At 70.5% G+C, this 24,069-nt stretch carries 26 protein-coding genes, 2 tRNA genes and 1 pseudogene; 8 read left to right on the top strand and 21 right to left on the bottom strand.

The window, feature by feature from the left end:
• Nucleotides 1–113: 113 nt before the first annotated feature.
• The 16 genes and pseudogenes from GPA04_RS18330 to GPA04_RS18400 form a co-directional block, all read right to left on the bottom strand.
• Nucleotides 114–407, bottom strand: a complete 294-nt coding sequence (locus GPA04_RS18330; protein WP_241680912.1) for a chorismate mutase — start codon at nt 405–407, stop codon at nt 114–116.
• The gene (gene clpX, locus GPA04_RS18335) at nt 400–1,701 is read right to left on the bottom strand and encodes an ATP-dependent Clp protease ATP-binding subunit ClpX (RefSeq protein WP_156225671.1); all 1,302 of its coding nucleotides are present in this window, start codon (nt 1,699–1,701) and stop codon (nt 400–402) included. The genes GPA04_RS18330 and clpX overlap by 8 nt, the downstream gene beginning before the upstream one ends.
• Nucleotides 1,702–1,920: 219 nt before the next feature.
• The gene (locus GPA04_RS18340) at nt 1,921–2,577 is read right to left on the bottom strand and encodes an ATP-dependent Clp protease proteolytic subunit (protein ID WP_156225672.1); all 657 of its coding nucleotides are present in this window, start codon (nt 2,575–2,577) and stop codon (nt 1,921–1,923) included.
• Between the two features lie 37 nt (nt 2,578–2,614).
• Nucleotides 2,615–3,244 carry an ATP-dependent Clp protease proteolytic subunit gene (locus GPA04_RS18345; RefSeq protein WP_436277927.1) on the bottom strand — a complete coding sequence of 210 codons (630 nt, stop codon included), beginning with the start codon at nt 3,242–3,244 and terminating at the stop codon, nt 2,615–2,617.
• Nucleotides 3,245–3,392: 148 nt separating this feature from the next.
• Nucleotides 3,393–4,817 (bottom strand): trigger factor, encoded by a 1,425-nt coding sequence (gene tig / locus GPA04_RS18350; RefSeq protein ID WP_156225674.1) that lies wholly within the window; start codon nt 4,815–4,817, stop codon nt 3,393–3,395.
• Nucleotides 4,818–4,941: 124 nt separating this feature from the next.
• Nucleotides 4,942–5,937, bottom strand: a complete 996-nt coding sequence (locus GPA04_RS18355) for a WxL protein peptidoglycan domain-containing protein (RefSeq protein ID WP_156225675.1) — start codon at nt 5,935–5,937, stop codon at nt 4,942–4,944.
• An 80-nt stretch (nt 5,938–6,017) separates the two neighbouring features.
• Entirely contained in the window at nt 6,018–7,430 is a 1,413-nt protein-coding gene (locus tag GPA04_RS18360) for a hypothetical protein (protein ID WP_156225676.1), read from the bottom strand.
• Between the two features lie 75 nt (nt 7,431–7,505).
• Nucleotides 7,506–8,801: a hypothetical protein gene (locus GPA04_RS18365; protein ID WP_156225677.1), complete on the bottom strand. Its 1,296-nt coding sequence runs from the start codon at nt 8,799–8,801 to the stop codon at nt 7,506–7,508.
• On the bottom strand, nt 8,798–10,021 hold the full coding sequence (locus GPA04_RS18370; RefSeq protein ID WP_156225678.1) for a hypothetical protein: 1,224 nt from the start codon (nt 10,019–10,021) through the stop codon (nt 8,798–8,800). The genes GPA04_RS18365 and GPA04_RS18370 overlap by 4 nt, the downstream gene beginning before the upstream one ends.
• A complete protein-coding gene (locus GPA04_RS18375; protein WP_156225679.1) occupies nt 10,018–10,869 on the bottom strand; it encodes a heme ABC transporter ATP-binding protein in 852 nt (283 codons plus the stop codon). Before GPA04_RS18375 ends, GPA04_RS18370 begins: the two co-directional genes overlap by 4 nt.
• Nucleotides 10,866–11,972 (bottom strand): FecCD family ABC transporter permease, encoded by a 1,107-nt coding sequence (locus GPA04_RS18380; RefSeq protein WP_156225680.1) that lies wholly within the window; start codon nt 11,970–11,972, stop codon nt 10,866–10,868. The genes GPA04_RS18375 and GPA04_RS18380 overlap by 4 nt, the downstream gene beginning before the upstream one ends.
• On the bottom strand, nt 11,969–13,054 hold the full coding sequence (locus tag GPA04_RS18385) for a heme/hemin ABC transporter substrate-binding protein (RefSeq protein ID WP_156225681.1): 1,086 nt from the start codon (nt 13,052–13,054) through the stop codon (nt 11,969–11,971). The genes GPA04_RS18380 and GPA04_RS18385 overlap by 4 nt, the downstream gene beginning before the upstream one ends.
• Nucleotides 13,055–13,139: 85 nt before the next feature.
• The gene (locus GPA04_RS18390; protein ID WP_156225682.1) at nt 13,140–13,805 is read right to left on the bottom strand and encodes a biliverdin-producing heme oxygenase; all 666 of its coding nucleotides are present in this window, start codon (nt 13,803–13,805) and stop codon (nt 13,140–13,142) included.
• A complete protein-coding gene (locus GPA04_RS21540) occupies nt 13,726–14,784 on the bottom strand; it encodes an IS3 family transposase (RefSeq protein ID WP_366464960.1) in 1,059 nt (352 codons plus the stop codon). The genes GPA04_RS18390 and GPA04_RS21540 overlap by 80 nt, the downstream gene beginning before the upstream one ends.
• A gap of 32 nt (nt 14,785–14,816) precedes the next feature.
• Nucleotides 14,817–15,089 (bottom strand): annotated as a pseudogene (locus GPA04_RS21545) (hypothetical protein); the annotation flags it as partial.
• Nucleotides 15,090–15,395: 306 nt separating this feature from the next.
• Nucleotides 15,396–15,469: transfer RNA gene (locus tag GPA04_RS18400), tRNA-Pro, on the bottom strand.
• A 70-nt stretch (nt 15,470–15,539) separates the two neighbouring features.
• Here GPA04_RS18400 and GPA04_RS18405 point away from each other — a divergent pair.
• Nucleotides 15,540–15,613 (top strand) — tRNA-Gly (locus GPA04_RS18405).
• A gap of 53 nt (nt 15,614–15,666) precedes the next feature.
• Here the strand turns inward: GPA04_RS18405 and GPA04_RS18410 are convergent.
• From GPA04_RS18410 to GPA04_RS18420, 3 genes are all read right to left on the bottom strand, one after another.
• Nucleotides 15,667–15,873: a hypothetical protein gene (locus tag GPA04_RS18410; RefSeq protein WP_156225683.1), complete on the bottom strand. Its 207-nt coding sequence runs from the start codon at nt 15,871–15,873 to the stop codon at nt 15,667–15,669.
• Between the two features lie 136 nt (nt 15,874–16,009).
• A complete protein-coding gene (gene rpmF / locus GPA04_RS18415) occupies nt 16,010–16,180 on the bottom strand; it encodes a 50S ribosomal protein L32 (RefSeq protein ID WP_156225684.1) in 171 nt (56 codons plus the stop codon).
• Nucleotides 16,181–16,219: 39 nt separating this feature from the next.
• On the bottom strand, nt 16,220–16,480 hold the full coding sequence (locus tag GPA04_RS18420; protein WP_156225810.1) for a type B 50S ribosomal protein L31: 261 nt from the start codon (nt 16,478–16,480) through the stop codon (nt 16,220–16,222).
• A gap of 198 nt (nt 16,481–16,678) precedes the next feature.
• On the opposite strand from GPA04_RS18420, the gene GPA04_RS18425 reads away from it, so the two are divergent.
• From GPA04_RS18425 to cysE, 5 genes are all read left to right on the top strand, one after another.
• Nucleotides 16,679–17,113, top strand: coding sequence for a DUF3592 domain-containing protein (locus GPA04_RS18425; RefSeq protein ID WP_156225685.1), 435 nt, complete (start codon nt 16,679–16,681; stop codon nt 17,111–17,113).
• Between the two features lie 38 nt (nt 17,114–17,151).
• On the top strand, nt 17,152–17,505 hold the full coding sequence (locus GPA04_RS18430) for a GntR family transcriptional regulator (protein WP_156225686.1): 354 nt from the start codon (nt 17,152–17,154) through the stop codon (nt 17,503–17,505).
• Nucleotides 17,502–18,488 carry a hypothetical protein gene (locus GPA04_RS18435; protein ID WP_156225687.1) on the top strand — a complete coding sequence of 329 codons (987 nt, stop codon included), beginning with the start codon at nt 17,502–17,504 and terminating at the stop codon, nt 18,486–18,488. The genes GPA04_RS18430 and GPA04_RS18435 overlap by 4 nt, the downstream gene beginning before the upstream one ends.
• Nucleotides 18,489–18,570: 82 nt before the next feature.
• On the top strand, nt 18,571–19,509 hold the full coding sequence (gene cysK / locus GPA04_RS18440; RefSeq protein WP_156225688.1) for a cysteine synthase A: 939 nt from the start codon (nt 18,571–18,573) through the stop codon (nt 19,507–19,509).
• A gap of 10 nt (nt 19,510–19,519) precedes the next feature.
• Nucleotides 19,520–20,107, top strand: coding sequence for a serine O-acetyltransferase (gene cysE / locus GPA04_RS18445; RefSeq protein WP_156225689.1), 588 nt, complete (start codon nt 19,520–19,522; stop codon nt 20,105–20,107).
• Between the two features lie 100 nt (nt 20,108–20,207).
• Here cysE and GPA04_RS18450 read toward each other — a convergent pair whose 3' ends face one another.
• The gene (locus GPA04_RS18450) at nt 20,208–20,549 is read right to left on the bottom strand and encodes an MGMT family protein (protein ID WP_170299375.1); all 342 of its coding nucleotides are present in this window, start codon (nt 20,547–20,549) and stop codon (nt 20,208–20,210) included.
• Between the two features lie 125 nt (nt 20,550–20,674).
• On the opposite strand from GPA04_RS18450, the gene GPA04_RS18455 reads away from it, so the two are divergent.
• Nucleotides 20,675–21,298 carry a hypothetical protein gene (locus GPA04_RS18455; RefSeq protein WP_156225690.1) on the top strand — a complete coding sequence of 208 codons (624 nt, stop codon included), beginning with the start codon at nt 20,675–20,677 and terminating at the stop codon, nt 21,296–21,298.
• A 240-nt stretch (nt 21,299–21,538) separates the two neighbouring features.
• Here the strand turns inward: GPA04_RS18455 and GPA04_RS18460 are convergent, their stop codons facing one another.
• Nucleotides 21,539–21,991, bottom strand: a complete 453-nt coding sequence (locus tag GPA04_RS18460; protein ID WP_156225691.1) for a ribose-5-phosphate isomerase — start codon at nt 21,989–21,991, stop codon at nt 21,539–21,541.
• Nucleotides 21,992–22,026: 35 nt separating this feature from the next.
• Here GPA04_RS18460 and GPA04_RS18465 point away from each other — a divergent pair, with 35 nt between their 5' ends.
• Complete coding sequence (locus GPA04_RS18465) at nt 22,027–24,015, top strand: S9 family peptidase (RefSeq protein ID WP_156225692.1); 1,989 nt, start codon at nt 22,027–22,029, stop codon at nt 24,013–24,015.
• The last annotated feature ends 54 nt before the right edge of the window (nt 24,016–24,069 follow it).

Below are 24,069 nucleotides of genomic sequence, written 5' to 3' on the forward strand. Positions count from 1 at the left end.
AGAGGATCGGCGGTATGCCTACCGACGCTAGGGAGACGCTGTTTCGACCAGCGGCGTGGTCGGTTTCCTACCGGTAAGGGCTTGCGCACGCCGGCCCGACCACGGTTGTGAGGTCAGCTCTGTGCGGCGATGTCCTCGTGGTGCCGGATCACCTCGGCGACGATGAACGACAGGAACTTCTCGGCGAACACCGGGTCGAGCCCGGCCTCTTCGGCCAGTGCCCGCAGCCGGGCGATCTGCTTCGCCTCGCGGCCGGGGTCGGAGGGCGGCAGGCCGTGCTCGGCCTTGAACCGCCCGACCTCCTGCGTGCACTTGAACCGCTCGGCGAGCAGGTGCACCAGGGCGGCGTCGATGTTGTCGATGCTGCCGCGGAGCCGGACCAGCTCCGCGGGGGGCTGATCAGGCACTCTTCTCCCGCGGCGGGCGCTTGCTGCGCGGAGCCTCGCGAGGCACCAGGGTCGGGTTGACGTTCTTCTCCACGACGGCGCGATTGATGACCACCCGGGCCACATCATCACGGGAGGGCACGTCGAACATCACCGACTGCAGCACCTCTTCCAGGATCGCCCGCAGCGCCCGCGCACCCGTACCCCGCAGGATCGCCTGCTCAGCCACGGCCTCGACCGCGTCCGGGGCGAACTCCAGCTCCACGTTGTCCAGCTCGAACATCCGCTGATACTGCTTGAGCAACGCATTCTTCGGCTCGGTCAGGATCCGCGAGAGCGCCTCCTTGTCCAACGGCGCCACCGTGGCCAGCACCGGCAACCGACCGATGAACTCCGGGATCAACCCGAACTTCAACAGATCCTCCGGCATCACATCAGCGATCCCGTCCACATCATCAGCCGAGTGCAACGGCGAACCGAAACCGATGCCCTTACGACCCCGCCGCCCGGCGATGATCTCCTCCAACCCCGCGAACGCACCCGCCACGATGAACAACACCTTCGTCGTATCGATCGTGATGAACTCCTGATGCGGGTGCTTGCGCCCACCCTGCGGCGGCACCGAAGCGGTCGTGCCCTCGAGGATCTTCAGCAGCGCCTGCTGCACACCCTCACCCGAGACATCACGCGTGATCGAGGGGTTCTCACTCTTGCGAGCGATCTTGTCGATCTCATCGATGTAGATGATCCCGGTCTCAGCCTTCTTCACATCGAAGTCAGCCGCCTGCAACAGCTTCAACAGGATGTTCTCCACATCCTCACCGACATAACCCGCCTCGGTCAGCGCCGTCGCATCAGCGATCGCGAACGGCACGTTCAACAACTTCGCCAACGTCTGCGCGAAATACGTCTTCCCACACCCCGTAGGACCGATCAGCAGAATGTTCGACTTCGCCAGCTCCACGTCATCGGCCTCACCGCCGAATGCCGTGGCGCCTGCGCCGCCCACGCCGCTCTCGCTGGCCTGGACGCGCTTGTAGTGGTTGTAGACGGCGACGGCGAGCGCCCGCTTGGCCGGCTCCTGGCCCACGATGTAGGACTCGAGGAACTCGAAGATCTCGCGCGGCTTGGGGAGCTCGACCAGTCCGAGCTCGCTGGCCTCGGCGAGCTCCTCCTCGATGATCTCGTTGCAGAGCTCGATGCACTCGTCGCAGATGTACACGCCCGGCCCGGCGATGAGCTTCTTGACCTGCTTCTGGCTCTTGCCGCAGAACGAGCACTTCAGCAGGTCGGCGCCTTCTCCTACCCGGGCCATGGGTACCTCCTGCTTGTCTGGTTCTGCGTGGTCATCGGTGGTGCGATCGCGGTGCCGCGTCCTGCTGCTCGCGCTGCATCCGCGAGGGTGCGGCGCTCAGCACCATTGCACACTATGTTCACCCACCCACGCACGCCCGATTGAGCACCGCGTGTCGGAAGGACACAGGGCCCCGGCCGGCCGAGGTGGCCGGCACGGAGCCCTGTGGGTGTTCAGCTCTCAGCTCGCGGCGATCGCTGCTGCGGCCTTGCGGCTCTCCAGCACCTGGTCGACCAGGCCGTACTCCAGGGCCTGCGCGGCGGAGAGGATCTTGTCGCGCTCGATGTCCTGGCGGACCTCCTCGACCGGCTTGCCGGAGTGGTCGGCCAGCGTGTTCTCGAGCCACTCGCGCATGCGGATCATCTCGTTGGCGTGGATCTCGATGTCCGACGCCTGCGCGTAGCCACCCTCCATCGCCGGCTGGTGGATCAGCACGCGAGCGTTCGGCAGCGCCAGTCGCTTGCCGGGGGAACCGGCGGCGAGCAGCACGGCTGCGGCCGACGCGGCCTGTCCGAGGCACACGGTCTGGATCTGCGGCTTGATGTACTGCATCGTGTCGTAGATCGCCGTCATCGCGGTGAACGAGCCACCGGGGCTGTTGATGTACAGCGTGATCAGGCCGTCCGGGTCCTGGCTCTCCAGGACGAGAAGCTGGGCCATGATGTCGTCGGCCGAGGCGTCGTCCACCTGGACGCCGAGGAAGATGATGCGGTCCTCGAACAGCTTGGTGTAGGGGTCCTGACGCTTGAAGCCGTAGGCGGTGCGCTCCTCGAACTGCGGGAGGATGTAGCGCGCCGACGGGGTGGCAGCTGACCCACCGAAGTTGCTGTAGCTCATGTTCACTGCTCGTCTCTTCCTGTCTTCGCCGGCCGGCTCAGTCGCTCGTCCCGCCGCCGCCGCGCACCAGGTTGGAGTGCGCGACGACGTGGTCGATGAACCCGTACTCGAGCGCCTCCTCCGCGGTGAACCAGCGGTCGCGGTCAGCGTCGCGGTTGATCTCCTCGACCGACTTGCCGGTCTGCTCGGCGGTCAGCTCGGCCATCACTCGCTTCATGTGCAGGATCAGCTCGGCGTTGATCTTGATGTCGGTGGTGGTGCCGCCGATGCCGCCGGAGGGCTGGTGCATCATCACGCGGGCGTGCGGCGTGGCGTAGCGCTTGCCCTTGGCGCCGGAGGCGAGCAGGAACTGCCCCATCGAGGCGGCCATGCCCATCGCGACCGTTGCCACGTCGGGCTGGATGAACTGCATGGTGTCGTAGATCGCCATGCCTGCCGTGACCGATCCACCCGGGCTGTTCACGTACAGCCAGATGTCCTTCTCGCTGTCCTCGGCCGCCAGCAGCAGCATCTGCGCACAGATCTGGTTGGCGTTGTCGTCACGCACCTCCGACCCGAGCCAGATGATGCGCTCCTGCAGGAGTCGGTTGTAGATGCTGTCCCCGAGCGTCAGGCCCCGGGTGTCCGGGCCTGCCGCCTGCGGGAAGTCGTTCGAGTGCTGACTCACGTCTGCCGCCATTCTGCTTCGGTTTGAGACTGTCGCTTGGCACCAGCCACTGGTAGCTGTTGCATGCGAGGCTAACGCCGCGGCATGCCCCGCCATGCCCGCGCCCGGCCCGGTTTCGCTGCTAGCGCACACCGGGCCGGCGCTGACGTCAGGCCTTCTCGGCGTCGGCCGCGTCCTCGTCGTCGGCGGACTCGGCTGCCTCGGTCTCGACGAGCTCGACCTCGGGGGCCTCGACGGCGGCCTCGTCGGTCGCCGCGCCGGCTGCGGCGTTGGCGGCGTCCTCCTCGTCGGAGCCGATGTAGTCGGCGAGGTCGACGACCTCACCGGAGGCGTCGACGACCTTGACGTCGCGCAGCGCGACCGCGAGGGACTTGTTGCGAGCCAGCTCGGCCGCGTAGAGCGGGATCTGGTTGTTCTGCGACGCGCTCTGGATGAACTCGTTCGGGTCCATCCGGTACTCCTGCGCGGTACGCAGCATGAACTCGATCATCTCGCCCTGCTCGACCTGGACCTCGAGCTTCTCGGCCAGGGTGTCGAGCAGGAGCTGACGGCGGAGCGCGTCGGTGGCCTGCGCGCGCACCTCTTCGCGGTGCTCGTCGTCCTCGAGGCGACCCTCGCCCTCCAGGTGGCGGTGGATCTCGTCCTCGATCACGCCCTGCGGCAGCGGGAACTCGGTGACCTCGAGCAGGTGCTCGAGGAGCAGGTCACGAGCCTGCACGGCGCGGTTGTTCGACTTGGCGTCGGCCACCTGCGTGCGCAGGTTCGCCCGGAGCTCCTCGATCGTGTCGACCTCGGAGGCCATCTGCGCGAACTCGTCGTCAGCCTCGGGGAGCTCCTGCTCCTTGACCGCGGTGGCGGTCACGGTGACGGTGGAGTCCTCGCCTGCGTGCTCGCCACCGGCCAGCGGCGCGTTGAACGTGGCGCTCTCCCCGGCGGAGAGGCCGATCAGCGCCTCGTCGATGCCGGGCAGCATGTTGCCCGAGCCCACCTGGTAGGAGACGCCCTCGGCGGTGTCGATCTCCTCGTCGCCGATCTTGGCGACCAGGTCGATGCTGACGAAGTCGCCGTCAGCGACCGCTCGGTCGACGCCGACCAGGCTGGCGAAGCGCTGACGCAGCGTGGTGAGGCTCTCCTCCACGTCCTCGTCGCTGACCTCGGCGTCCTCGACGGTCAGGGTGACGTCGGACAGGTCGGGCAGCTCGATCTCGGGACGCACGTCCAGCTCGGCGGTGAAGACGAGGTTCTCCGCCTCGGCCTCCGCCGCGGCGGTCAGACCCGGGATGTTGGTGACGTCGATCTTCGGCTGGCCGATCGGCTTCAGCTCGGCCTCGGTGACGGCCTGGCGGTACAGGTCGGGCATCGCCGAGTTGATCGCCTGCTCCATCACAGCAGCCTTGCCGACGCGCTGGTCGATGATGCGGGGCGGCACCTTGCCCTTGCGGAAACCAGGAATCGTGACCGACTGGGCGATCTCCGAGTAGGCCCGGTCGACCTGAGGCTTCAGGTCGTCCATCGGGACCTCGACGGTCAGCTTGACCCGGGTCTCGTCGACGGTCTCGACGGCGCTCTTCACGGCATGCACTCCTGAACGTTTTCTCTGGGGCTCGACGGGCGCGCGCCTTGGCGACGGCACCGGCGTCGAGCGGGATCAGTCGTCCGCACGCCAAGGATCCGGCGCACAACAGCGACGCCCAATGCTACGGCACCGGCTCCGTCCTGATGGACGTGGGCTCACTCCTGCCGCGAAGCACCCCGATCACGACGGCGGCGCCGATGACGAGGACGAGCACGGCGACGAGGGTCCAGGGCACGGCCCAGGCTCCGCCGTCGAGCCGGATGGGTGAGGCGAGCTCGCCATCGACAGCCTGCGGGACCAGCTCGACGCTCACGTCCGTGTAGCCCACTGACCAAGCCCCGGGGATCTCGACCACCCTGACGATCTCGCTGCCAGGCAGGATCTCGGCCACGGTCGCCGTGGCCATCACGCTTCCGAGACCGCCGGGGCCGCTGACCGTGACCCGCTCGGTGAACACGGTGCGGACGCTGCCCTCGTTGCGGACCGCGTACCGCACGGTTGCGGTCCCCCCAGCGACCGGGTTGAGCTGCGCCGGTTGGCTGACCGCCAGCTCGTCCGCCGACAGCGCCACGACCTGGTCGCCCGGCACCCGGACGTGGATGCGCGACCCCAGTCGCTGCTCGAGCTGCACGGTGCCGCCGCCGGAGCTGGTACGCACGGTGACGAGGCCGCCGGTGTGGTCGCCAGGTGCGGCCCCCGCCGGCACGGCGAGCGTGAAGGGGACCTCGGTCGACTCCCCCGGTGCCAGCGTGATCTCCGAGACGGCGGGGACGACCCACATCCCGACACCGCTCTGGATCTGGCTCAGCGGCAGCAGGTCGAGGACGCCCTGCGGCGTCGTGTACCCGTCGGCAGCGGCGACGGCGAGCGTGAGCTCGACGTCGCCGGTGTTGACCACGTCGAGGGCGTCCTCGATCGTGGCGCCCGGCTCGAGCCGGTAGCCGAAGTTCGGCCGGCTCTCGCCGTGCTCGTTGTCGGACGGAGCGACCGACCACGCCGCGTCGAGTGCTGTCGCGGGTGGCGCTGTCACCACGGCGACCGCGAGCACCGCGAGCACCGCGAGCACGACGCCCGTGCGGGGCCTGGGCGGGGCGGCGGCGGTCGAGTCAGTTCTCATCGTGCCTCTCTTCGGCAGGTGGCGGGCGGGCCGGGAGATGCCCCTGCCCGCCCGCCTGATGTGCGCGGTATCTGCGGTCCTCAGCCGACCATCGTGAGTGTGATGGTCGAGCTGTACGAGCCGGGCTCGGTGTCGGCGGGTGCCACGAGGTCCAGCGCCGCGGTGATGGTGGACGACTCGGCGTTGTGCCCCACCAGCCCGATCGCGAGCCGCGCGGCCGTGGCCAGACCACCGGTCCCCGAGGTGCTGCTGCCCGGGTACGCCCCACCGGGGTTCGACAGCACCTGCGGCGACCAGCCCAGGTACTCGGCGCCGAATCCAGCCGTGCCCGAGGTGAAGTCGGTCGCATGACCGGTCAGCTCCCAGGCCGGCGCATCCTCACGACTGTCGGTGACGGTGATGGTGGGAAGCATGCCCTCGGCGTAGAAACGACCGTCGTCGAGCAGTCCCGCCTGACCCAGGTTCACCGATGCGGCGCCCTCGATGCTCCACTCGAGCGCTCCCGGCTCCTCCGGCTCCGTCGGAGCCTCGGGGACGTCGACACCGACCTCGATGTCACCGGAGCCCTGGCCGGGCTCCCCGGGGTCGGTCGGCTCCTCGCCGTCCTCTCCGAGCACCCAGGCGACGCTCATGGGGTTGGCCACCTTGCGCGCATCGACGCTGCCGCCGGATGAGTACCAGTAGGACGACTGCCCGGTCTGGCCCTGGAAGGTCACGAAGTCCTGCGGGAACGCGCCCCAGGTGGCACCCGTACGAACTTGCGTGGAGGTACCTGCAGGCGCCTCGACCTCGACGCCGAGGTAGTCCGGGGTGTGCTCGAAGCCGTGCTCGGTGACGTCCACACCGGTGAGCGTGGCGAACGTGATCTCGGTCGGCTCGATGGGGACCCAGATGCTCGGGTCCTCCATCGACGCCTGATAGCCGCCGGCCGTGACCGTCAGCTCCACCGTGCCGTCCGCGGCCACGCTCAGGTGCGGGTCGGAAGCGGTCCAGTAGGTCATCCCGCCGTAGAACACGACCGTGAAGTCGCCCTCCCAGCCGATCTCGGCGGTGTTGGACTCGATGTCGACGGTGCCGCTGCCGCCCGCGATCTGGACGATGTTGCCGGTCACGGCTGAGCCGGTGTTGGCGTTGCCGCCGTCGGGCGTCTGGCACTTGGTGGACCAGGTCGGCTCGACCCAACCACCGTCGGCGGTCGGCTTGAGGATGCTCACGTCGCCGGCGGTCGTGGCATAGAACCCGTCGGCCTCGGTCCAGAGCCTGGAACCGCCCGCGTTGCCGGCGGCGCCCGCGACGAGGAAGTTGCAGCCGCCGAAGAACGCCCCACCTCCCGACTCGTCGTTGATGGACCACGCGAACGTGGCGTCGTCCACCGTGGCCGGGGCGGCCGAGGCAGGTGCGGCGAGGGCGATCCCCGCCGCCGCAAGTGTCAACGCTGCCGTGGTGGCGGCGGCGAGCCGCGCACCCAGCGCTGGTGGTCGGTTGTACTTCATCGTTCTCCTCATGGTGGTGTGAACAGGAATTGCCGCGTTCTGGTGCGGGTCAGCTGCCCGCGGTTCGTGGACGACTCAGGGGGAGCTGAAGGGCAGCACCAGCCACCCGCTCCGGAAGCCGACCAGCGCGATGCTGCTGAGCCCGAGCACGCCGGCGACACCCAGCGGCAGCAAGTCGTTGGAGGTGGCGGGAGCGGCAGACGGGATCAGCCCCGGTGCCAGCCAGGTCGGGGCGCTCACCAGCTGACCGGTCGGGGCCTGCAGCGTGGGCTCGTCGGCCAGCACCGGGGGCGTCGAGATACCGCTCGGCGGGACGCCGCCGGCCCCTGCGCCGCTCGAGCCGGGGAACCCGTCGGCGGTGCCCGGCGCCGGTGCCCCGCCCGCGGACGGCTCCGGCGTCGAGGGCGGGGGCGGCGTCGACGGCAGCGGGGTCGATGCCTCGTAGCTGACCCACATCGTCGTCGGCGTCTTCGCACTGTCGCGCAGCCCGCCCGAGGTGTACCAGTAGGCAGCCTGGCCCGTGCGGACCTGCGCGTCGACGAACTCCTGCGGGAACGACCCCCAGCCCTCGACGTCCCTGCGCTGCGGCTGCACCGAGTCGGGGACCTGCACCTGGACGCCGTCGAAGACCGGCACGGTCGCCATCCCGGTCTCGCCGAGCTCGACCCCGGACAGCGTGGCGATCACGACGTCGGGAACCGGGCTCAGCCGCTCCCAACGGGTCAGATCGTCCATCGAGGTGCCATAGCCGCCGATCGTGGCGGTCAGAGTGCCGGTGCCGTCGGGCTCGATGACCAGCATCGGGTCGGTGAGCCACCAGTAGGTGAGCCCGCCGTAGAACACGACCGTGACAGATCCGCGCCACTGGATCCGCGCCGTGCCCGCATCCAGGTCGACGGTCCCTTCACCGCCGTCGATCACCGCGACCACGCCGGTGCCCAGGTCACCGCCGTCGCTGGTGACCGTACGACCGGTGCCGTCCTGGCAGCGGTCGGGCCAGGTGAGATCCTGCCAGCCGCCGTCGGCGTCGGGCTTCTCGATGCGAACTGCGCCGTCCCGCGTGCGGAAGAGGGCACCCGGACCCGTCGCGTCCGCATCACTCCATACGCGGGCGCCGCCCGCGTCACCGGCGGCGCCGGCGGAGAGGAAGTTGCAGCCGCCGAAGAACGCCCCCGACCCGGTCTCGGCGTTCAGACCCCACCTCAGCTGCGCATCCGTGACCCGGAGCTCGCTGTCGCCGTCGGGGATGTCGACGACGACGGTGACGCCATCGGCTGCCGCTGCTCCCGCGAGCGCGAGCACGGGCCCGAGTGCGAGCACCGCAGCGGCGAGCGCGCGCAGCCCGGCTCGGGCCGCGGTCCGGGCGGTCACGCGTCGACCCGCTCAGGCGCCGAGCGGCGCTCCGGGACTGCTGGGAGCACGGCCGTCTGCTCCTCCTCGGGTGCGGCGTGCGCGGCGGCAGCCTGCGTCTCTGGCACGGATCGGGCAGCACGACGGCCCCTGCGTCTGCGGATCAGCCCGTTCACGAACGAGCTGAGCACCAGCACTGCGAGCACCAGCCCGGTGACGAGCACGGCGATCACCGGCCAGGTCAGCTGGTCGCCGTCGTCCGCGGCGATGCCGAACGCCGAGGGGTCCGCCATCACCGAGATCGTCGCCTCCGCGACCTGGCCGGAGCCCGCCCCGGCGATCGTGAGCACGTGCGTGCCCGGCCGCAGGTCGGGTGGCAGCGTCACCGCGCCGGCGACCTCCCCGAACTCACCCGCGAGCAGCGGCCCGGCGCCGGTCTCGCCCGCACCCAGCACCGCGACGACCTGCTCCCCGGGCTGGAACCCGGTCCCGGTGAAAGTCAGCACCCGGCCCGCGATGATCGTCGACTGCTCCAGGCCGATCGTCGCCGGTTCCGACAAGGATGCGGTGGCGCCGTCGGCGCTCTCCTCGGTGTCGTCGGTGTCCTCGACCGGCGCCGGGTCGCTTCCTGGCGCCTGCTCGTCCCGCACCGTTGCGACGCCCCCCGACCTGGGTGAGATGAACTCGACCGGTGTGAAGGTCTCGTTGTTCGCGTTGGCGACGCCGTGGGCGCCGATCGTGATCAGGCCGCACGTGACCTCGCGGCAATCGACGGTGCGCATCCCGCCGTCGCGATCGACCGCCTGGAACGTCGGGCCGGGCACGACCATCGTGAGGTCCCAGCTGCCGTCGGCGCGAACCTCGCCACCGTTGGCGGCGGCCGCCGTCCCGGATCCCGGGAACGTCACGAAGCGCTGGTAGCCGGCGTTGTCCTTGGCCTCGGAGTCGGGGACGTACAGGTAGTCGACGCCGGTGCGACCACCCTCGCTCGGTCGCCACGAGCTCGACGGCTCGACCCAACCGAAGAACACGTAGATGCCACCGAACCCGCCCTGGACCGACTGGAACCCGCTCCCGCTCACGGAGATCGTCGTCGGTCCCTCCAGGCTGGCGAGGGCGGATCCCAGGTCTGAGGCGATGCTCACCCGTGCGGCCGCCTGGGCCGGGGTGCCGACGCCGCTGACGGCGGTGGCGGCCAGCAGGCCTGCAGCGAGCAGGGAGGCGAGGCGGGCGCGGGTCATCGGTACAGCTCCTTGGCACGAGGACGCGCTGGGATCACCAGCGGACCAGAGGGATGGTCGAGCACCTCGACCGGGTGGCCGTAGACGTCACCGAGCAGCTGGGCGTCGCACACCTGGCGCGCGGGTCCGTCGGCGCGCACGGCGCCGCGGTCCAGCAGCACCAGGCGGTCGGCGTAGGCGGCGGCGAGGGACAGGTCGTGCAGCACGACGACAACAGCGGCGCCCTCGTGAGCGCATACCCGGGCACGCACGAGCGTGGCCTCCTGATGGCGGATGTCGAGGGCCGCGGTCGGCTCGTCGAGCAGGATCACGGGGGTGCGCTGAGCGAGCACACGCGCGAACGAGGTCCTCGCCTTCTCACCGCCGGACAGCGTCGGGAAGCTCTGCTCGGCGAGGTCGCGTACGTCGGTCGCGGCCATCGCCTCCTCGACGACCAGGTCGTCATCCCGAGCCGCTGAGGTGCGTCGCCACGGAGCGCGCCCCATCTCGACGACCTCACGAGTGGCGAACGCGAACGCGAGGCGGTTCTCCTGCATCTGGACGCTGCGCTGCTGCGCGAGCCTGGCAGCGGGGATCGAGGCAAGGGGGACGCCGTCGAGATCCACGCTTCCGCTCGCCGGGGCGAGGTCGCCGGAGAGCACACCGAGCAGGCTGGACTTTCCCGCGCCGTTCGGTCCGACCAGCACGACCAGCTCACCCGGCCCGACGACGACGCTGACGTCGTCGAGCACTCGGCGGCCGCCCAGCTCGAGGCTCACCCCGGCAGCGGACAGCCCGAGCACACGGTCGCGAGCTGACCGGTCGGCCACCGTCGTTCCGGGATCTGCAGGGACCGTCAACCCCGTCATGCCCATGCCCCCGACCGCCGGCCGCGCCGGATCAGGTAGAAGAAGAACGGGCCTCCGACGAGCGCGGTCAGCATCCCGATCGGCAGATCGGCGTACGGCACCATCGTGCGAGCGCCCAGGTCCGCGGCGAGCAGCAGCACGGCACCGCCGAGCATGCTGGCCGGTACGAGCGTGCGGTGACCGGGCCCGACGATCATGCGCAGCAGGTGCGGCACGACCAGACCGACGAAGGCGATGATTCCGCAGAAGGCCACCGCAGCCCCCGTGAGGATCGCCACCAGCACCACGGTGCCGGAGCGCAGTCGCTCGACGTCGACACCCAGGTGACGCGCAGCTCGGTCACCGAGCGACATCAGGTCGAGCTGCCGGGCGAACGCGAGTGCGAGCACGGACCCGATGACGCACGCGGGCAGCACGGCGAGCACGTGCTGCCAGCGGGTGCCGTTGAGTGAGCCGAGCTGCCAGAACACGATCTCCTCGCGCGCGGCGGTGTCGCCCAGGAACGTCATCAGCGCGATCCCGGCGCCGCAGAACGCGTTGACCGCGACGCCGGTCAGGATCAGCGTGACAGCCTCGGTGCGACCGCCGTGGCGAGCGGTCCGGTAGGCGACTGCGGTGGCGGCGAGCGCACCGACAAACGCGCATGCGACCACGGTCCACTCGCCGAAGAAGTTCAGGCCGAGCACGATGACGGTGCAGGCGCCGAGCGCCGCGCCCGAGCTGACGCCGATGACACCGGGCTCGGCGAGCGGGTTGCCGAAGACGCCCTGCATGAGGACGCCGCCGACACCCAGGCAAGCGCCCACGAGCAGCGCCAGCGCCACGCGGGGGAACCGGATCAGCCAGAGCGCGCTCTCGGCGTTCTCGGCCAACGGGCTGGGACCGGGCAGCACCTGCAGGCGGTGCAGCACCGAGGCGAGCACGTCGCCGGGTGCGATCGCAAGCTGGCCCATGCCGACCGAGACGAGTGTGAGCGCGGTGCCGAGCGCGAGCAGCACGAGCACCACGCCGGTGGTGCGGGCGGTGCCGCGGCGCTGCCGCTCGCGCGGGACCTCGGCGCGCGCCGGTGCGTCAGGGGTGGCGGTGGTGGTGTCGGGCGTCATGCGGCGTCCGGTGCGTAGATCGCGACTGCGAGCGCCTCGAGCACCTGGGCGGCGTTGGAGCCGAAGCTGAGGATCTCGGTGTCGGCCATGTCGACGACGCGGCGGTGCTGGCCTGCCGGAGTGATGGCGAGGGCCGGGACTCGTTCCAGCAGGCCGTCGACTCCCTCGACCGAGCTCAGCCCTCCGCTCATCATGAGGATCAGGTCCGGGTCCGCGGCCACCAGGCCCTCGTCATTGAGCGGCCGCATGCCGTCCCAGCCGATCTCTGTGGCGACGTCGATACCGCCCAGCGCTGTGATCAGGGAGTCCGTCCCTGAGCCGGTGCCGAACATGTAGTAGATGCCCGACTGGCCGCGCACGTAGAGGAAGACCATGCGCAGCCGCGCGTCGCCGGTCGGCGCGATCGCGGCGATCTGCTCGATCATCTCCTCGACGGCGGTCGTGGTGCGCTCGGCGAGCTTCTCTCCCTCGGCGGGCACCCCGAGCGCGGCGGCGACCTGCCGGATCAGGTCTCCGGCGGTATCCAGCGAGCGGTGCGAGTCGACGACCACGACCGGGATCCCGGCGTCGCGCATCTGGAGCATGACGTCCCACGGACCGAGGCTGGTGTCGGTGATGATCACCGTCGGCGAGAGCTCGAGGATGGCCTCGCCGTTGAGGTCGTGGCCGTTCGCGGTCACGAGCGGGAGGTCGGCGGCTTCGGCGAAGCCCGAGGACGCGTCCCGGCCGACGACGTGCTTGCCCAGACCGAGCTCGAACACCGTCCGCGCGGTCGTGCCGTAGAGGTCGAGCGCCAGGATGCGCGAGACATCGTGCACCGTGACCTCGCTGCCCTGCGCGTCGGTGACGGTGACCGGGAGCTCTGGCTGGGGGCCGTCCGCGACCGGCGAGATGCTGGTGTCGCCGAGCACCGCCGTCGACTCCCCGACATGGCTGAGGGGATCGGTGAGCGGCTCGACCTCGGCGAGGGCAGGGCCCCCGTCGGGCGCCTGGGAGGTGGAACTTGCGAGGCCGCCGCAGCCGGCGAGCACGAGAGCCAGGCCCAGCACGGCGAGAAGGACGGCGGGACGACGCGAGGACATGGGGCTCCAGCGGAGGACGAGAGAGCGGGCAGAGCAGGATGGCGCCCCGCCCGGCGCGGCACCGGGCGGGGCAGTCTGGGGGCCGTCAGCCGAGCGCGGCGAAGATCGCGGCGTTCATCGCGAACGCACGCTCGGCCTCGGCGACCACCTCGCCACGTTCGACCGGACCCCATGGGGCGGTGTCCAGGGCGCGTCGGTAGTCGTCCTTGAAGAGTTTCGGCTTGGGGATGCCGTCGAAACGGTAGAAGAGCAGTCCCGGTTCGCCCTCGCGCAGCCCGTAGTGCTGCGCGACCCGGCGCGCGATGGCCAGCCCGCCCGAGAGGTCGCCCAGGTAGCGCGTGTAGTGGTGCCCGACGAACGCCGGCGTGCTGCCGGAGACGCTAGCGACGTGCTCGGCGTAGGCACGGGCGGCGGGGAGCACCGGCTCTGCGGTGCGCCAGTCCGGTCCGATCAGCGTGGCCAGGTCGTGCTCGAGAACAGCCAGCCGGTGCAGGCGCGGGTCGTCGAAGCGATCGCGCACCGAGTCGTTTGCGCTCGAGCACTCCATCGCCTCGTAGACCGGATACAGCTGGGCCATCAGGCGCGCGAAGGCGGCGGCGTCGAGCTCACCGGCCAGCAGCCGATCGACGAAGCTCGAAGATTCCGCAGCGGTGTGAGCTCGCTGGGTGCTCTCACGTAGGACTTGTGAGAAGGGCATCTCGTCGGTGCTGAGCGCCGACGAGGCGTGCAGGGGCGGCAGGGTGGTGGTCACGGGGTCCTCGGAGCGACGGATTCGGCACCGGCCCGAGCGGGCCGGCTGGAGTCATTGCTGGTCCTGGGACCAGCCGTTGCACCGGACCGGAAGCTGCCGCGTTAATAGCCCCGATCGGCTGAGGTGAGCCTAACCTTACGTAGGCTGCGCACGCAAATTCGTCATGTTGGCCGCGCGTAATTGATGACGATCTCTGGCGGCGTGTCACCATGGGGCCGCCCCCACCCCTTTCTCGCCACGATTCCGGACAGCCCTGGCTGGACGTGACGGGTTGCACTGCTCGCCTGAATCGCCCCGGGTTCAGTGGAGGGCGGGTTCTCCCAGGGCCGGTTGGCTCTGGGGTTGATCTGACGGTAGTCCGCGTTCTCTCTCTCGATGGGGGTACGAAGTCGATGGCGGAGTGCAGGCGGTTCTCGTTGAACCAGTGCACCCATGACAGCGTCGCGAGCGTGAGCTCATCGGCGGTCCGGAACGGGCCGTCGATCTTGACGCACTCGGTCTCGTACAGACCCACGACCGTCTCAGCCAGGGCGTTGTCGTAGCTGTCGCCCACGGTTCCGATCGAGGCGATGGCGCCGGCGCCTGCGAGTCGTTCGGAGTAGCGCAGCGCGGTGTATGGCGACCCGGCGTCCGAGCGTTGGATGACGCCGTTGACGTCCCGCCCGGCGCGATCGCGGACCCATAGGGCCATCTCGAGCGCATGCAGCGGCAGCTCGGTCGGCATCCGATCCATCGTCCGCCAGCCCACGATCCGACGCGAGTAGACATCGGTCACGAACGCCGTGAACGCCATCCCCGACCACGTCGGCACATAGGTGGATTCGACCACCCAGAGCTCGTTGGGCCGGTCCGCGCGGAAACAGCGCTGCACATGATCTGGTGGCCGCAGCGCGGCACTGTCGGCCTTCGTCGACGAACGCCTTGCCGCGGCGAATTCCTCATGACCCCTGGTGGGCGCATCGGCCGTTCGACGGTGCACCTGGCAGCGATGACGCCCTCACGGCGCAGCAGCGGCCAGACCTTCCGGGCGCCGCTGATCCCCTGGCCCTGGTTGCGGTCCCAGAACACCCGCTCGATCTGCACGATCGACTCCGCGTCGCTCTGGGCCCGTGCTGAGCGAGGTCGAGCTCCCGCGCGAAGAACGAGGAAGCCGCCAACAAGGTCTCGTTGGCACGCTTGAGCTCCACGTTCTCCGCCTCGAGCTGCTTGATCCGAGCGGCACCGCTCGTGCTCGTTCCCGCACGCTCGCCGGCATCGATCGCGGCCTGCTTGCACCAGCCCCACAACGTGTCGGCGCCGACCCCGACACGCTGCCCGACCCGGACCGCCGCGTTCAACGACAGCTCCGGATCTTCCTTCCTGGCCTCGCCAGCAAGCCGCATCGCACGCTCACGAAGCTCCGGCGGATACTTCCTCGGTGCTGGCATGGTCATCATCTCTCGGGAATCAGACCCTCTACGAGACCCGGGGCGATTCAGACCTCACCCGCGACTACCAACCCACCGGCAAGCCGCTCGCCCCCACCAAAAGCTAGCCCGAACCCACGATCCGTGGGCCCGGGCTGTGCCGATGTCCTGAGACATCACAACGTCGGGATGACAGGATTTGAACCTGCGACCTTCCGCTCCCAAAGCGGACGCGCTACCAACCTGCGCCACATCCCGTCGCCCGGCGCGACGCCATCGGCACCGCACAGAACCACCCGCTCCTGCCTGTATTCTCGTCGGCAGCACCGCGGGTGTAGCTCAATGGTAGAGCCTCTGCCTTCCAAGCAGATGGTGCGAGTTCGATTCTCGTCACCCGCTCCAGCCCGACGGGGCCGCGTGAGCGGCCCCGTCGTCACGTCCGGAGCCTGCCGCTGCTAGTGCGGACCTGGCGGCAGCTTGTCGACGCCGTGGCGGGCCGGCTCGCCGGGCTCGGCGGCGGTCTCCGGGCTCACGTCGCTTCGCTCGACCGGTCCGCCGCCCGGGTAGGGGTCACCGGACGTGGTCCGCTCGTCATCCGGCTCGCGCTCGTCGGCCGGCGGGAGGTGGTCGGTCGGTCGCTTCGGTTCGGGCGTGTCGCTCATCACTCCACGCTAACCCGCTCGGCTGCCCGGCGTGGGTCGCTCGGCACCACGATCGGGTTCGCGCAGGCACGACGAAGGCCGCCCCGGCGAGGCCGGAGCGGCCTGTCGATCACGCCGGCGCGAGCCGGCGGAAAACTCAGTCCTCGGGGACGACGAGACCGCGCTCGACGGCCTTCGCGAGCCGACGGGGAACGCGGACCTCGCGACCGCCCACACGGACGGGGACAAGCTCGGCGACCTTCGCCTTCCACTGCGAACGGCGGTGGCGGGTGTTGCTGCGCGAGAGCTTGCGCTTGGGGACAGCCATCGGGGTCTCCTAGGTCTGGTTCTGGTGAGCGGCAGGCCGTCAGGCCTTCGCGTCACCCTGGGTGGCGTAACGGCGGCGGAACTTCTCCACACGACCTGCGGTGTCGAGGATCTTCTGCTTGCCCGTGTAGAACGGGTGCGAGGCCGAGGAGATGTCGACGTCGACCACCGGGTAGGTGTTGCCGTCCTCCCACTCGACCGTCTGGGTCGAGGTCAGCGTGGACCGCGTCAAGATCGAGAAGTCCGCGGAGATGTCGCGGAAAACGACCGGCGCGTACTCCGGGTGGATGTCCTTCTTCATGACTGTCGCTTCCTTGTTCGTGACGGGACGGCACAGGTCGACGCCGTACTCCCGAGACGGCGCAATCACCCCGGGTTCGAGGGCGCGCCAGGTGCGGCCCTGCAGCCGCAACCGGACGATCATACCCGCAATCGGAGCCCGCTCGCACCTCGGGACGGGCGTCGTGGGTTCGCCGCGGCTCCCACTACGGTGACGCGCATGATCGAGGAGCAACCCTGGGTCGGTCTGCTCATCGGCCTGGCCGCGGTGACCCCGTTCGTCGTGCAGGCGAGCATCTTCACACGCAACCAGCGACGGCACCGCTCCTGGGTCCGGGCCGTCGGCGTCGTGCTTCACACCCACGCCTCCTCCACCAGCGACGGCGTCAGGACCTATCGCGCGAGCTACAACTACACCGACCCCACCGGGACGATCCGCAGCGGGCGGGGCGAGATCGACCGCGACGCCCCGCACGGCACCGAGCTGCCGATCCTCTACGACCCGGAGAACCCCGCCACGACCCAGCCCCAGCGGCGCATCGGCGTCGGCCACTGGATCGCCGGCGGCCTGGGCCTGCTGCTGTTCGTGGTCGGCGTCTTCGGCGTGGTCCAGAGCATCCACATCATGGCGACCGGGAGCATGCTCGGCGAATAAACTTGTGCTAGTTGGACTAATACAAGTATGGTGATGGCGTGCTCATCACCATCGACCCCTCGCTGCCGCGACCGCTCTTCGAGCAGGTCGCCGCAGCGGTTCGCCTCGCCGTCGTGCGGGGCGAGGTGGCCCCGGGGGAACGTCTTCCCGCGGCACGCGACCTGGCTGAGGCGCTCGACCTCAACGTCAACACCGTGCTGCACGCCTATCGCGACCTGCGCGAGGAGGGCCTGATCGATCTGCACCGCGGCCGGGGCGCGACCGTGAGTCCCGCCGCTGCCCGCAACTACGACCGCCTGCGCCAGCAGGTCGCCGCCGTGCGTCTGGAAGCTGAACGCCTCGGCGTGCAGCCCGCGACGCTGGCCGCCATGCTCACCGAGGAGGAGCAATGACCATCCGAACCCGAGCCGTGATCCTGGGTGCGGTGCTGCCCGCAGCACTGCTGGCGGGAGCGTTCGCGCTCATCACCGGCTGGCGTGACCGGCTCCCGGACCCGATGGCGCTGCACTGGGGTCTCGACGGCGTCGACCGGGTCGGCTCGTTCACCGAGCACCTGCTCCCGTTGGCGATCCTCGGTCTTCTCGTCTGCCTGCCCTCGATCGCCCTCGCCCTCGTCGTCACGGGCGCTGCTCGACGCGGCATGGTCGGCCTGTCCGCCGGGATGGCGGCGATGATCGCCGGGATCGCGATCAGCACCACCGCCGTCCAGCTCGACGCCACCGACGCGTACGCGGTCCCCTCCCCCGGCTCGGCGATCGTGCTGCCGCTCGTCGGTGCCGTGGCGATCGGGATCCTCGCGACCTGGCTCGCCGGGCGCGACACCCCACAGCCCGCCACCTCGACCGTGCCGGACGACGCCGCTCGCCTCCCGCTCCCCGCCGGTACCGCCGCCGTGTGGTCGCGTCCGCTGCCCTCGGTGCCGCTCGCGCTCCCGATCGGGGTCACCGCACTGCTCGTGGTGCTGGCGCTCACCTTCGGCGCGCTGACCGGGGACTGGTGGATGCTGGCCTTCCCTGCGCTGCTCGCGCTGCTGTTCCTCTTCACGAGCGGCTGGCGTGTGCAGATCGACCGCACCGGGCTCACGCTCTACAGCTTCCGCGGCCGTGCCCGCCACCACGTGCCCGCGAACGAGATCGTCCGCGCCGACGTCACCCAGGTGCGGCCGATCGCCGAGTTCGGCGGCTGGGGCATGCGGGTCGGCTACGGCGGGGCGCACCGCGGTGCGCTCGGGTTCGTCTCACGCTCCGGCGAGGCCGTCTCGGTCGAGCGCACCGGGGGCCGTCGCGTGGTGGTGACCGTCGACGGCGCAGCCCAGGCCGCAGCACTGCTCAACACCCTCGCCGACCGGGCCCGCTCGTCGAGTCCTGCGGAGTGAGACGCCGCTCAACCGGGTACGCCACCTGAGCACCTCGTGGGATCGTGACCCCGTACGCCTTTCACGCTCCCGGAGGAACCCCATGGCACGCATCTATGACGACGCGACCCAGCTGATCGGCAACACGCCGCTCGTGCGTCTGAACAAGGTCACCGACGGCGCGGGCGCGACCGTCCTCGCGAAGCTGGAGTTCTACAACCCGGCGAACTCCGTCAAGGACCGCATCGGCGTGGCGATCATCGACGCCGCGGAGCGCTCCGGCGAGCTGCAGGCGGGCGGCACGATCGTCGAGGCGACCTCGGGCAACACCGGCATCGCACTCGCGTTCGTGGGCGCGGCACGCGGCTACAAGGTCGTGCTGACCATGCCCGAGACGATGTCCAACGAGCGCAAGATGCTGCTCCGCGCCTTCGGGGCCGAGCTCGTCCTGACCCCGGGTTCGGAGGGCATGAAGGGCGCCGTCAACCGGGCGGACCAGATCGCCGCCGAGCGCCCCGGTGCCGTGCTGGCCCGCCAGTTCGCGAACGAGGCGAACCCCGAGATCCACCGCAAGACCACGGCCGAGGAGATCTGGAACGACACCGACGGCGGCGTCGACATCCTCGTGGCCGGCATCGGCACCGGCGGCACGATCACCGGCGTGGGTCAGGTCCTCAAGGAGCGCAAGCCCGAGGTGCAGATCATCGCCGTCGAGCCCGAGGAGTCCGCGATCCTCAACGGTGGCCAGCCCGGCCCCCACAAGATCCAGGGCATCGGTGCGAACTTCGTGCCCGAGATCCTCGACACCTCCGTCTACGACGAGGTGATCGACGTCAACGCCGAGACCGCCGTCAAGGTGGCCCGCCGCACCGCCGCCGAGGAGGGACTGCTCGTCGGCATCTCCTCGGGCGCCGCGATCCACGCAGCCACGCAGGTGGCCCAGCGCCCGGAGAACGCCGGCAAGACGATCGTCGTCATCATCCCCAGCTTCGGCGAGCGCTACCTGTCGACGATCCTGTTCGCCGACCTCGCCGAGGGCTGATCACTCCTTCATGAGCGCGACGCATCACCTTCCCCTGCTCAGTCTCGTACGGGAGGACCTGGAGACCGCGCGGCGGCGTGACCCCGCCGCGCGGACCTTCCTGGAGGTCGCGCTGCTGTACCCGGGTGTGCACGCGCTGTGGGCGCACCGGTTGGCGCACCGGCTCTGGACCACCATGCCGCTGCTCCGCTTCCCCGCGCGGCTGCTCTCGCAGCTGGTCCGGCTGGGCACCGGGGTGGAGATCCACCCCGGGGCCCAGCTGGGTCGGCGCTTCTTCATCGACCACGGCATGGGCGTCGTCATCGGCGAGACCGCCGAGGTCGGCGACGACGTGCTGATGTTCCACACCTCGACGCTCGGCGGACGCTCCATGAGCAAGGGCAAGCGCCACCCGACGATCGGTGACCGCGTGGTGATCGGAGCCGGCGCCATGGTGCTCGGCCCGATCACGATCGGTGACGACGTGCAGGTGGGCGCGAACGCCGTCGTCGTCAAGGACGTCGAGGCGGGCGCCGTGGTCGTCGGCGTGCCCGGCAAGCCCAAGAAGGTGCCGCCCGCCGCACGCGACGACCTCACCGACCCCGCGATCTACATCTGAGGCCCTTCTTCCGGCTCGCCTCATGAGAGGAGAGCCAGGATCGCCGTCCTCCCTCGGGCGACGAGGCCGGCCGACGGCGGTCGACCGGGTGGGGCGCCCGTCACGCACCTCGCGACAGGTCCGGTGGGCTGGGTGCCCAGGCTGCCCTGCGCATGTCGACCCGAGGCGGCTCACCCATCATCGGGACGTCCTCGGAGCGCAGCCGCGCGCGCTGCTCGGCGGCGACCCGCTCCGCGAGCGCGCCGGACGCCGTCACCACCCGCCACCAGCAGACCTCGCCGCCGTAGTGAGCCATCACGCGCCCGACCACGCGCGCGCTGCCCCGCCCGGTCACCTCGCGCACGGCGGCTGCGACGGCGCCGTAGCTGGTGACGCGACCCTCGGGCACGGTCGCGACGACGTCCAGGACCAGCTCGGCGTAGTCGTCGGGTGGTGGCAGCACGCACCTATGATCGCTTGTCGACCCTCGAGAAGGCTGGCTGACCAAGCATGACGACGGCGGACCCTTACGTCTGTGAGCACTGCGACGACTCCGTGCCTCACCAGCACGTGGACGAGCGACCGCTCGTGGAGAGCTACAGGCGCGACCTGCTCCGAGCGGTGCTCGCGGCCTGCGCGGTCAGCGTGGTGTGGCTCGCGCTGGGCCTGACGACGGCCTGGGGTTCGGTGCTCGGCGTCATCCTCGGGATGGCCGCCTGGGCGGTCGCGACGGCGGTCGGGGTGCTGTTCTTCCTGCTGACGCGTCGCGGGAAGCCGGCCGCGACCGCGGTGATCGGCGGCGCGATCGCCACCGCTGCGGTCTCGCCGATCCTGGCGTTGCTCGTGGCTTTCCTCACGCCCGGTCCGATCGCGGCTCGCGCCGTTGTCGCCGGGCTGGGCTGGCTCGTGCTGAGCACGCTCGTGACCGCGGTCCGGGCGGGTCGGCTGCGCGCCCAGCTGGTCGCGCACACCCGTGACGGCGAGGCAGCCCGTTCCGCGGTGGTGCGCACCGGTGGCCGGCCCAGCCCCTACGTCGAGGCCGGCTGGCTCGTAGGGACGGCGGTCGTGTTCGGGCTGTGCGTCGCGGCCACCGCGGCGCTGCCGGTCGTCACCGGGGTGCTCGTGCCGCTCAACGCCGCGCTCGCCGTGCTCAGCCGGCGGCTCCAGGCGCGTGCGGCGCAGCCGCAAGCGGCCTCGTCGACGCGGCGGTGAGACAGCGCCCACGCATCTGCACCGTCGGTGAGACAGGGCCCACACATCTCCACCGTCGGTGAGATAGCGCCCACGCGGAGTCCTCCTGTGGGCCCTCACCCACCGCCACCGCGCTGAGATGGGCCCTCACCCACCGCCACCGCGCTGGGATGGGCCCTCACCCACCGCTGAAGCGGGACCGTAGGCGGTGGCGCACCGCGGAGTGCGGTGTGGTCGGCGGGCTCGCGCGAGGTCGATGCCTCAGCCGCGAGCGGCCTCGTAGGCGCTGACCTCGTCGATGCGGCGCTGGTGCCGCTCGTCGCCGGAGAACGGTTCGGCCACGAAGGCGTCGACGATCGCGAAGGCCTCGTCCTCGCTGTGCTGGCGTGCGCCGATGCCCATGACGTTGGCGTCGTTGTGCTGGCGGCCGAGCTGCGCCGTCGTGACGTTCCAGGCGAGCGCGCAGCGCACCCCGGTGACCTTGTTGGCGGCGATCTGCTCGCCGTTGCCGCTGCCCCCGATGACGATCCCCAGCGTGCCCGGCTCGGCGACGACCGCCTCGGCGGCCGCGAAGCAGAACGCGGGGTAGTCGTCGAGCGGGTCGAAGCTGTCGGCGCCGTGGTCGACGACGTCGTGCCCGGCAGCGCGCAGGTGCTCGGTGAGGGCGGTCTTGAGCTCGAAGCCGGCGTGGTCGGCGGCGATGTGCAGACGCATGAGCGTCATCATGCCGCACCCGCGATACTGATGCCGTGACGTCCACGAAGCCTGCAACCGAGACCACACTCATCCCCCGCGACGCCCTCTTCGGCAATCCCGAACGCGCGTCGGTCCAGATCAGTCCCGACGGCCGCCACCTGTCCTGGCTCGCACCGGTCGAGGGCGTGCTCAACGTCTGGGTCGCCCCCGCGGACGACCTCGGCGCGGCCCGACCGGTCACACGCGACACCGCGCGGGGCATCCGCGCCTACTTCTGGACCTATCGCCCGGACGTGCTGCTGTACCTGCGCGACACCGGCGGCGACGAGGACTTCCACGCCTTCCGCGTCGACGTCACGGGCGGTGAGCCGCTCGATCTCACGCCGTACGAGGCGACCACCGCCGACATCGCCGGCGTCAGCCCGCAGGTGCCGGACGCCGTGCTCATCGGCATGAACGATCGGGACCCCGAGCTCCACGACCTCTACCGCGTGGACCTGGCAACCGGCGAGCGCATCCTGGTGGAGCAGAACACCGACGGCTTCCTCGGTTACCTCGCCGACGACCGCTACGAGGTCCGCTATGCGCTCAAGCAGCGCCCCGACGCCGGCATGGACCTGCTCGCCCGGACCGAGGAGGGCTGGGAGATCGCCGAGTCGATCGGGTTCGAGGACTCCCTCTCGACGGCGCCGCTGTCGCTGACCGCTGACGGCTCCGTCCTCTACATGCTCGACTCGCGCGAGCGGGAGACCGCGGCGCTCGTGGCTCTCGACGTCGCGACCGGTTCCCGTTCGGTGGTGCACTCCGACCCGCGCGCCGACGTGCAGGGCCGGCTGCTCGTGCACCCGACGACCGGTGTGGTGCAGGCCGTGGGAGTCACCTACCTCGAGCCCGAGTGGGCGGTGATCGACGAGACCGTCGCCGCGGACCTCGAGCGGCTGCGCGAGCTCGGCCCTGGTGACGCCGTCGTCAACACCCGCACCCTCGACGACGCCACCTGGGTGATCGCCTACTCGGCACCCGACACCCCGCTCGCCTACCACCTGTACCACCGGGAGAGCGGTGAGATCGAGTACCTGTTCAGCGGCCGCCCCGCGCTCGAGGGCGCCCCGCTCGTGCCGATGACGGGCGTCGAGATCGTCGCCCGCGACGGGATGACGCTGCCGAGCTACCTCACGCTGCCCGCGGGCGTCACGCTCGGCGAGGCCGGCCGCGCGGGCACCGCGGTGCCCATGGTGCTGTTCGTGCACGGCGGGCCGTGGGCGCGCGACGGCTTCACCTACGACCCCTGGGCGCAGTGGCTCGCCAACCGCGGCTACGCCGTGCTCCAGGTCAACTTCCGCGGCTCGACCGGGTTCGGCAAGGCGTTCACCAACGCCGGTGACCAGCAGTGGGCCGCCGCGATGCACGAGGACCTGCTCGACGCCGTCGAGTGGGCCGTGCAGCAGGGCGTCACCACCTCCGACAAGGTCGCGATCATGGGCGGCAGCTACGGCGGCTACGCCACGCTCGCCGGTCTCACCTTCACGCCGACCACCTTCGCGTGCGGCGTGGACATCGTGGGCCCCTCGAACCTGCACACCCTGCTCGAGACCATCCCACCGTACTGGAAGCCGATGTTCGAGCAGCTGGCCAGGCGCGTGGGCGACCCCCGCACCGAGGAGGGCCGGGCGCTGCTGACCGAGCGGTCACCGCTGGGCCGGGCCGAGGCGATCGTGCGGCCGCTGCTCATCGGTCAGGGTGCCAACGACCCCCGGGTCAAGCAGGCGGAGAGCGACCAGATCGTCACCGCGATGTCCGAGCGCGGCATCCCGGTCACCTACGTGCTGTTCCCGGACGAGGGTCACGGGTTCCACCGCCCGGAGAACAGCAAGGCCTTCAACGCGGTCGCCGAGAACTTTCTCGCCACCCACCTCGGTGGGCGCGCGGAGCCGATCGACGCCGACCTGCGGGGCTCGAGCACCGAGGTGCCGACGGGTGCCGACGGCGTCCCCGGGCTCGTCGAGGCCCTCTCGGCCCACGAGGCGGTGTCGCGGGCCTGATCGCCGCGGTCACGGCATCCGCCACCCGGCGTCGGGGGGCAGCGGGTACCGTCG

This window comes from Pseudactinotalea suaedae (assembly GCF_009733815.1).
GTDB lineage: Bacteria > Actinomycetota > Actinomycetes > Actinomycetales > Beutenbergiaceae > Pseudactinotalea > Pseudactinotalea suaedae.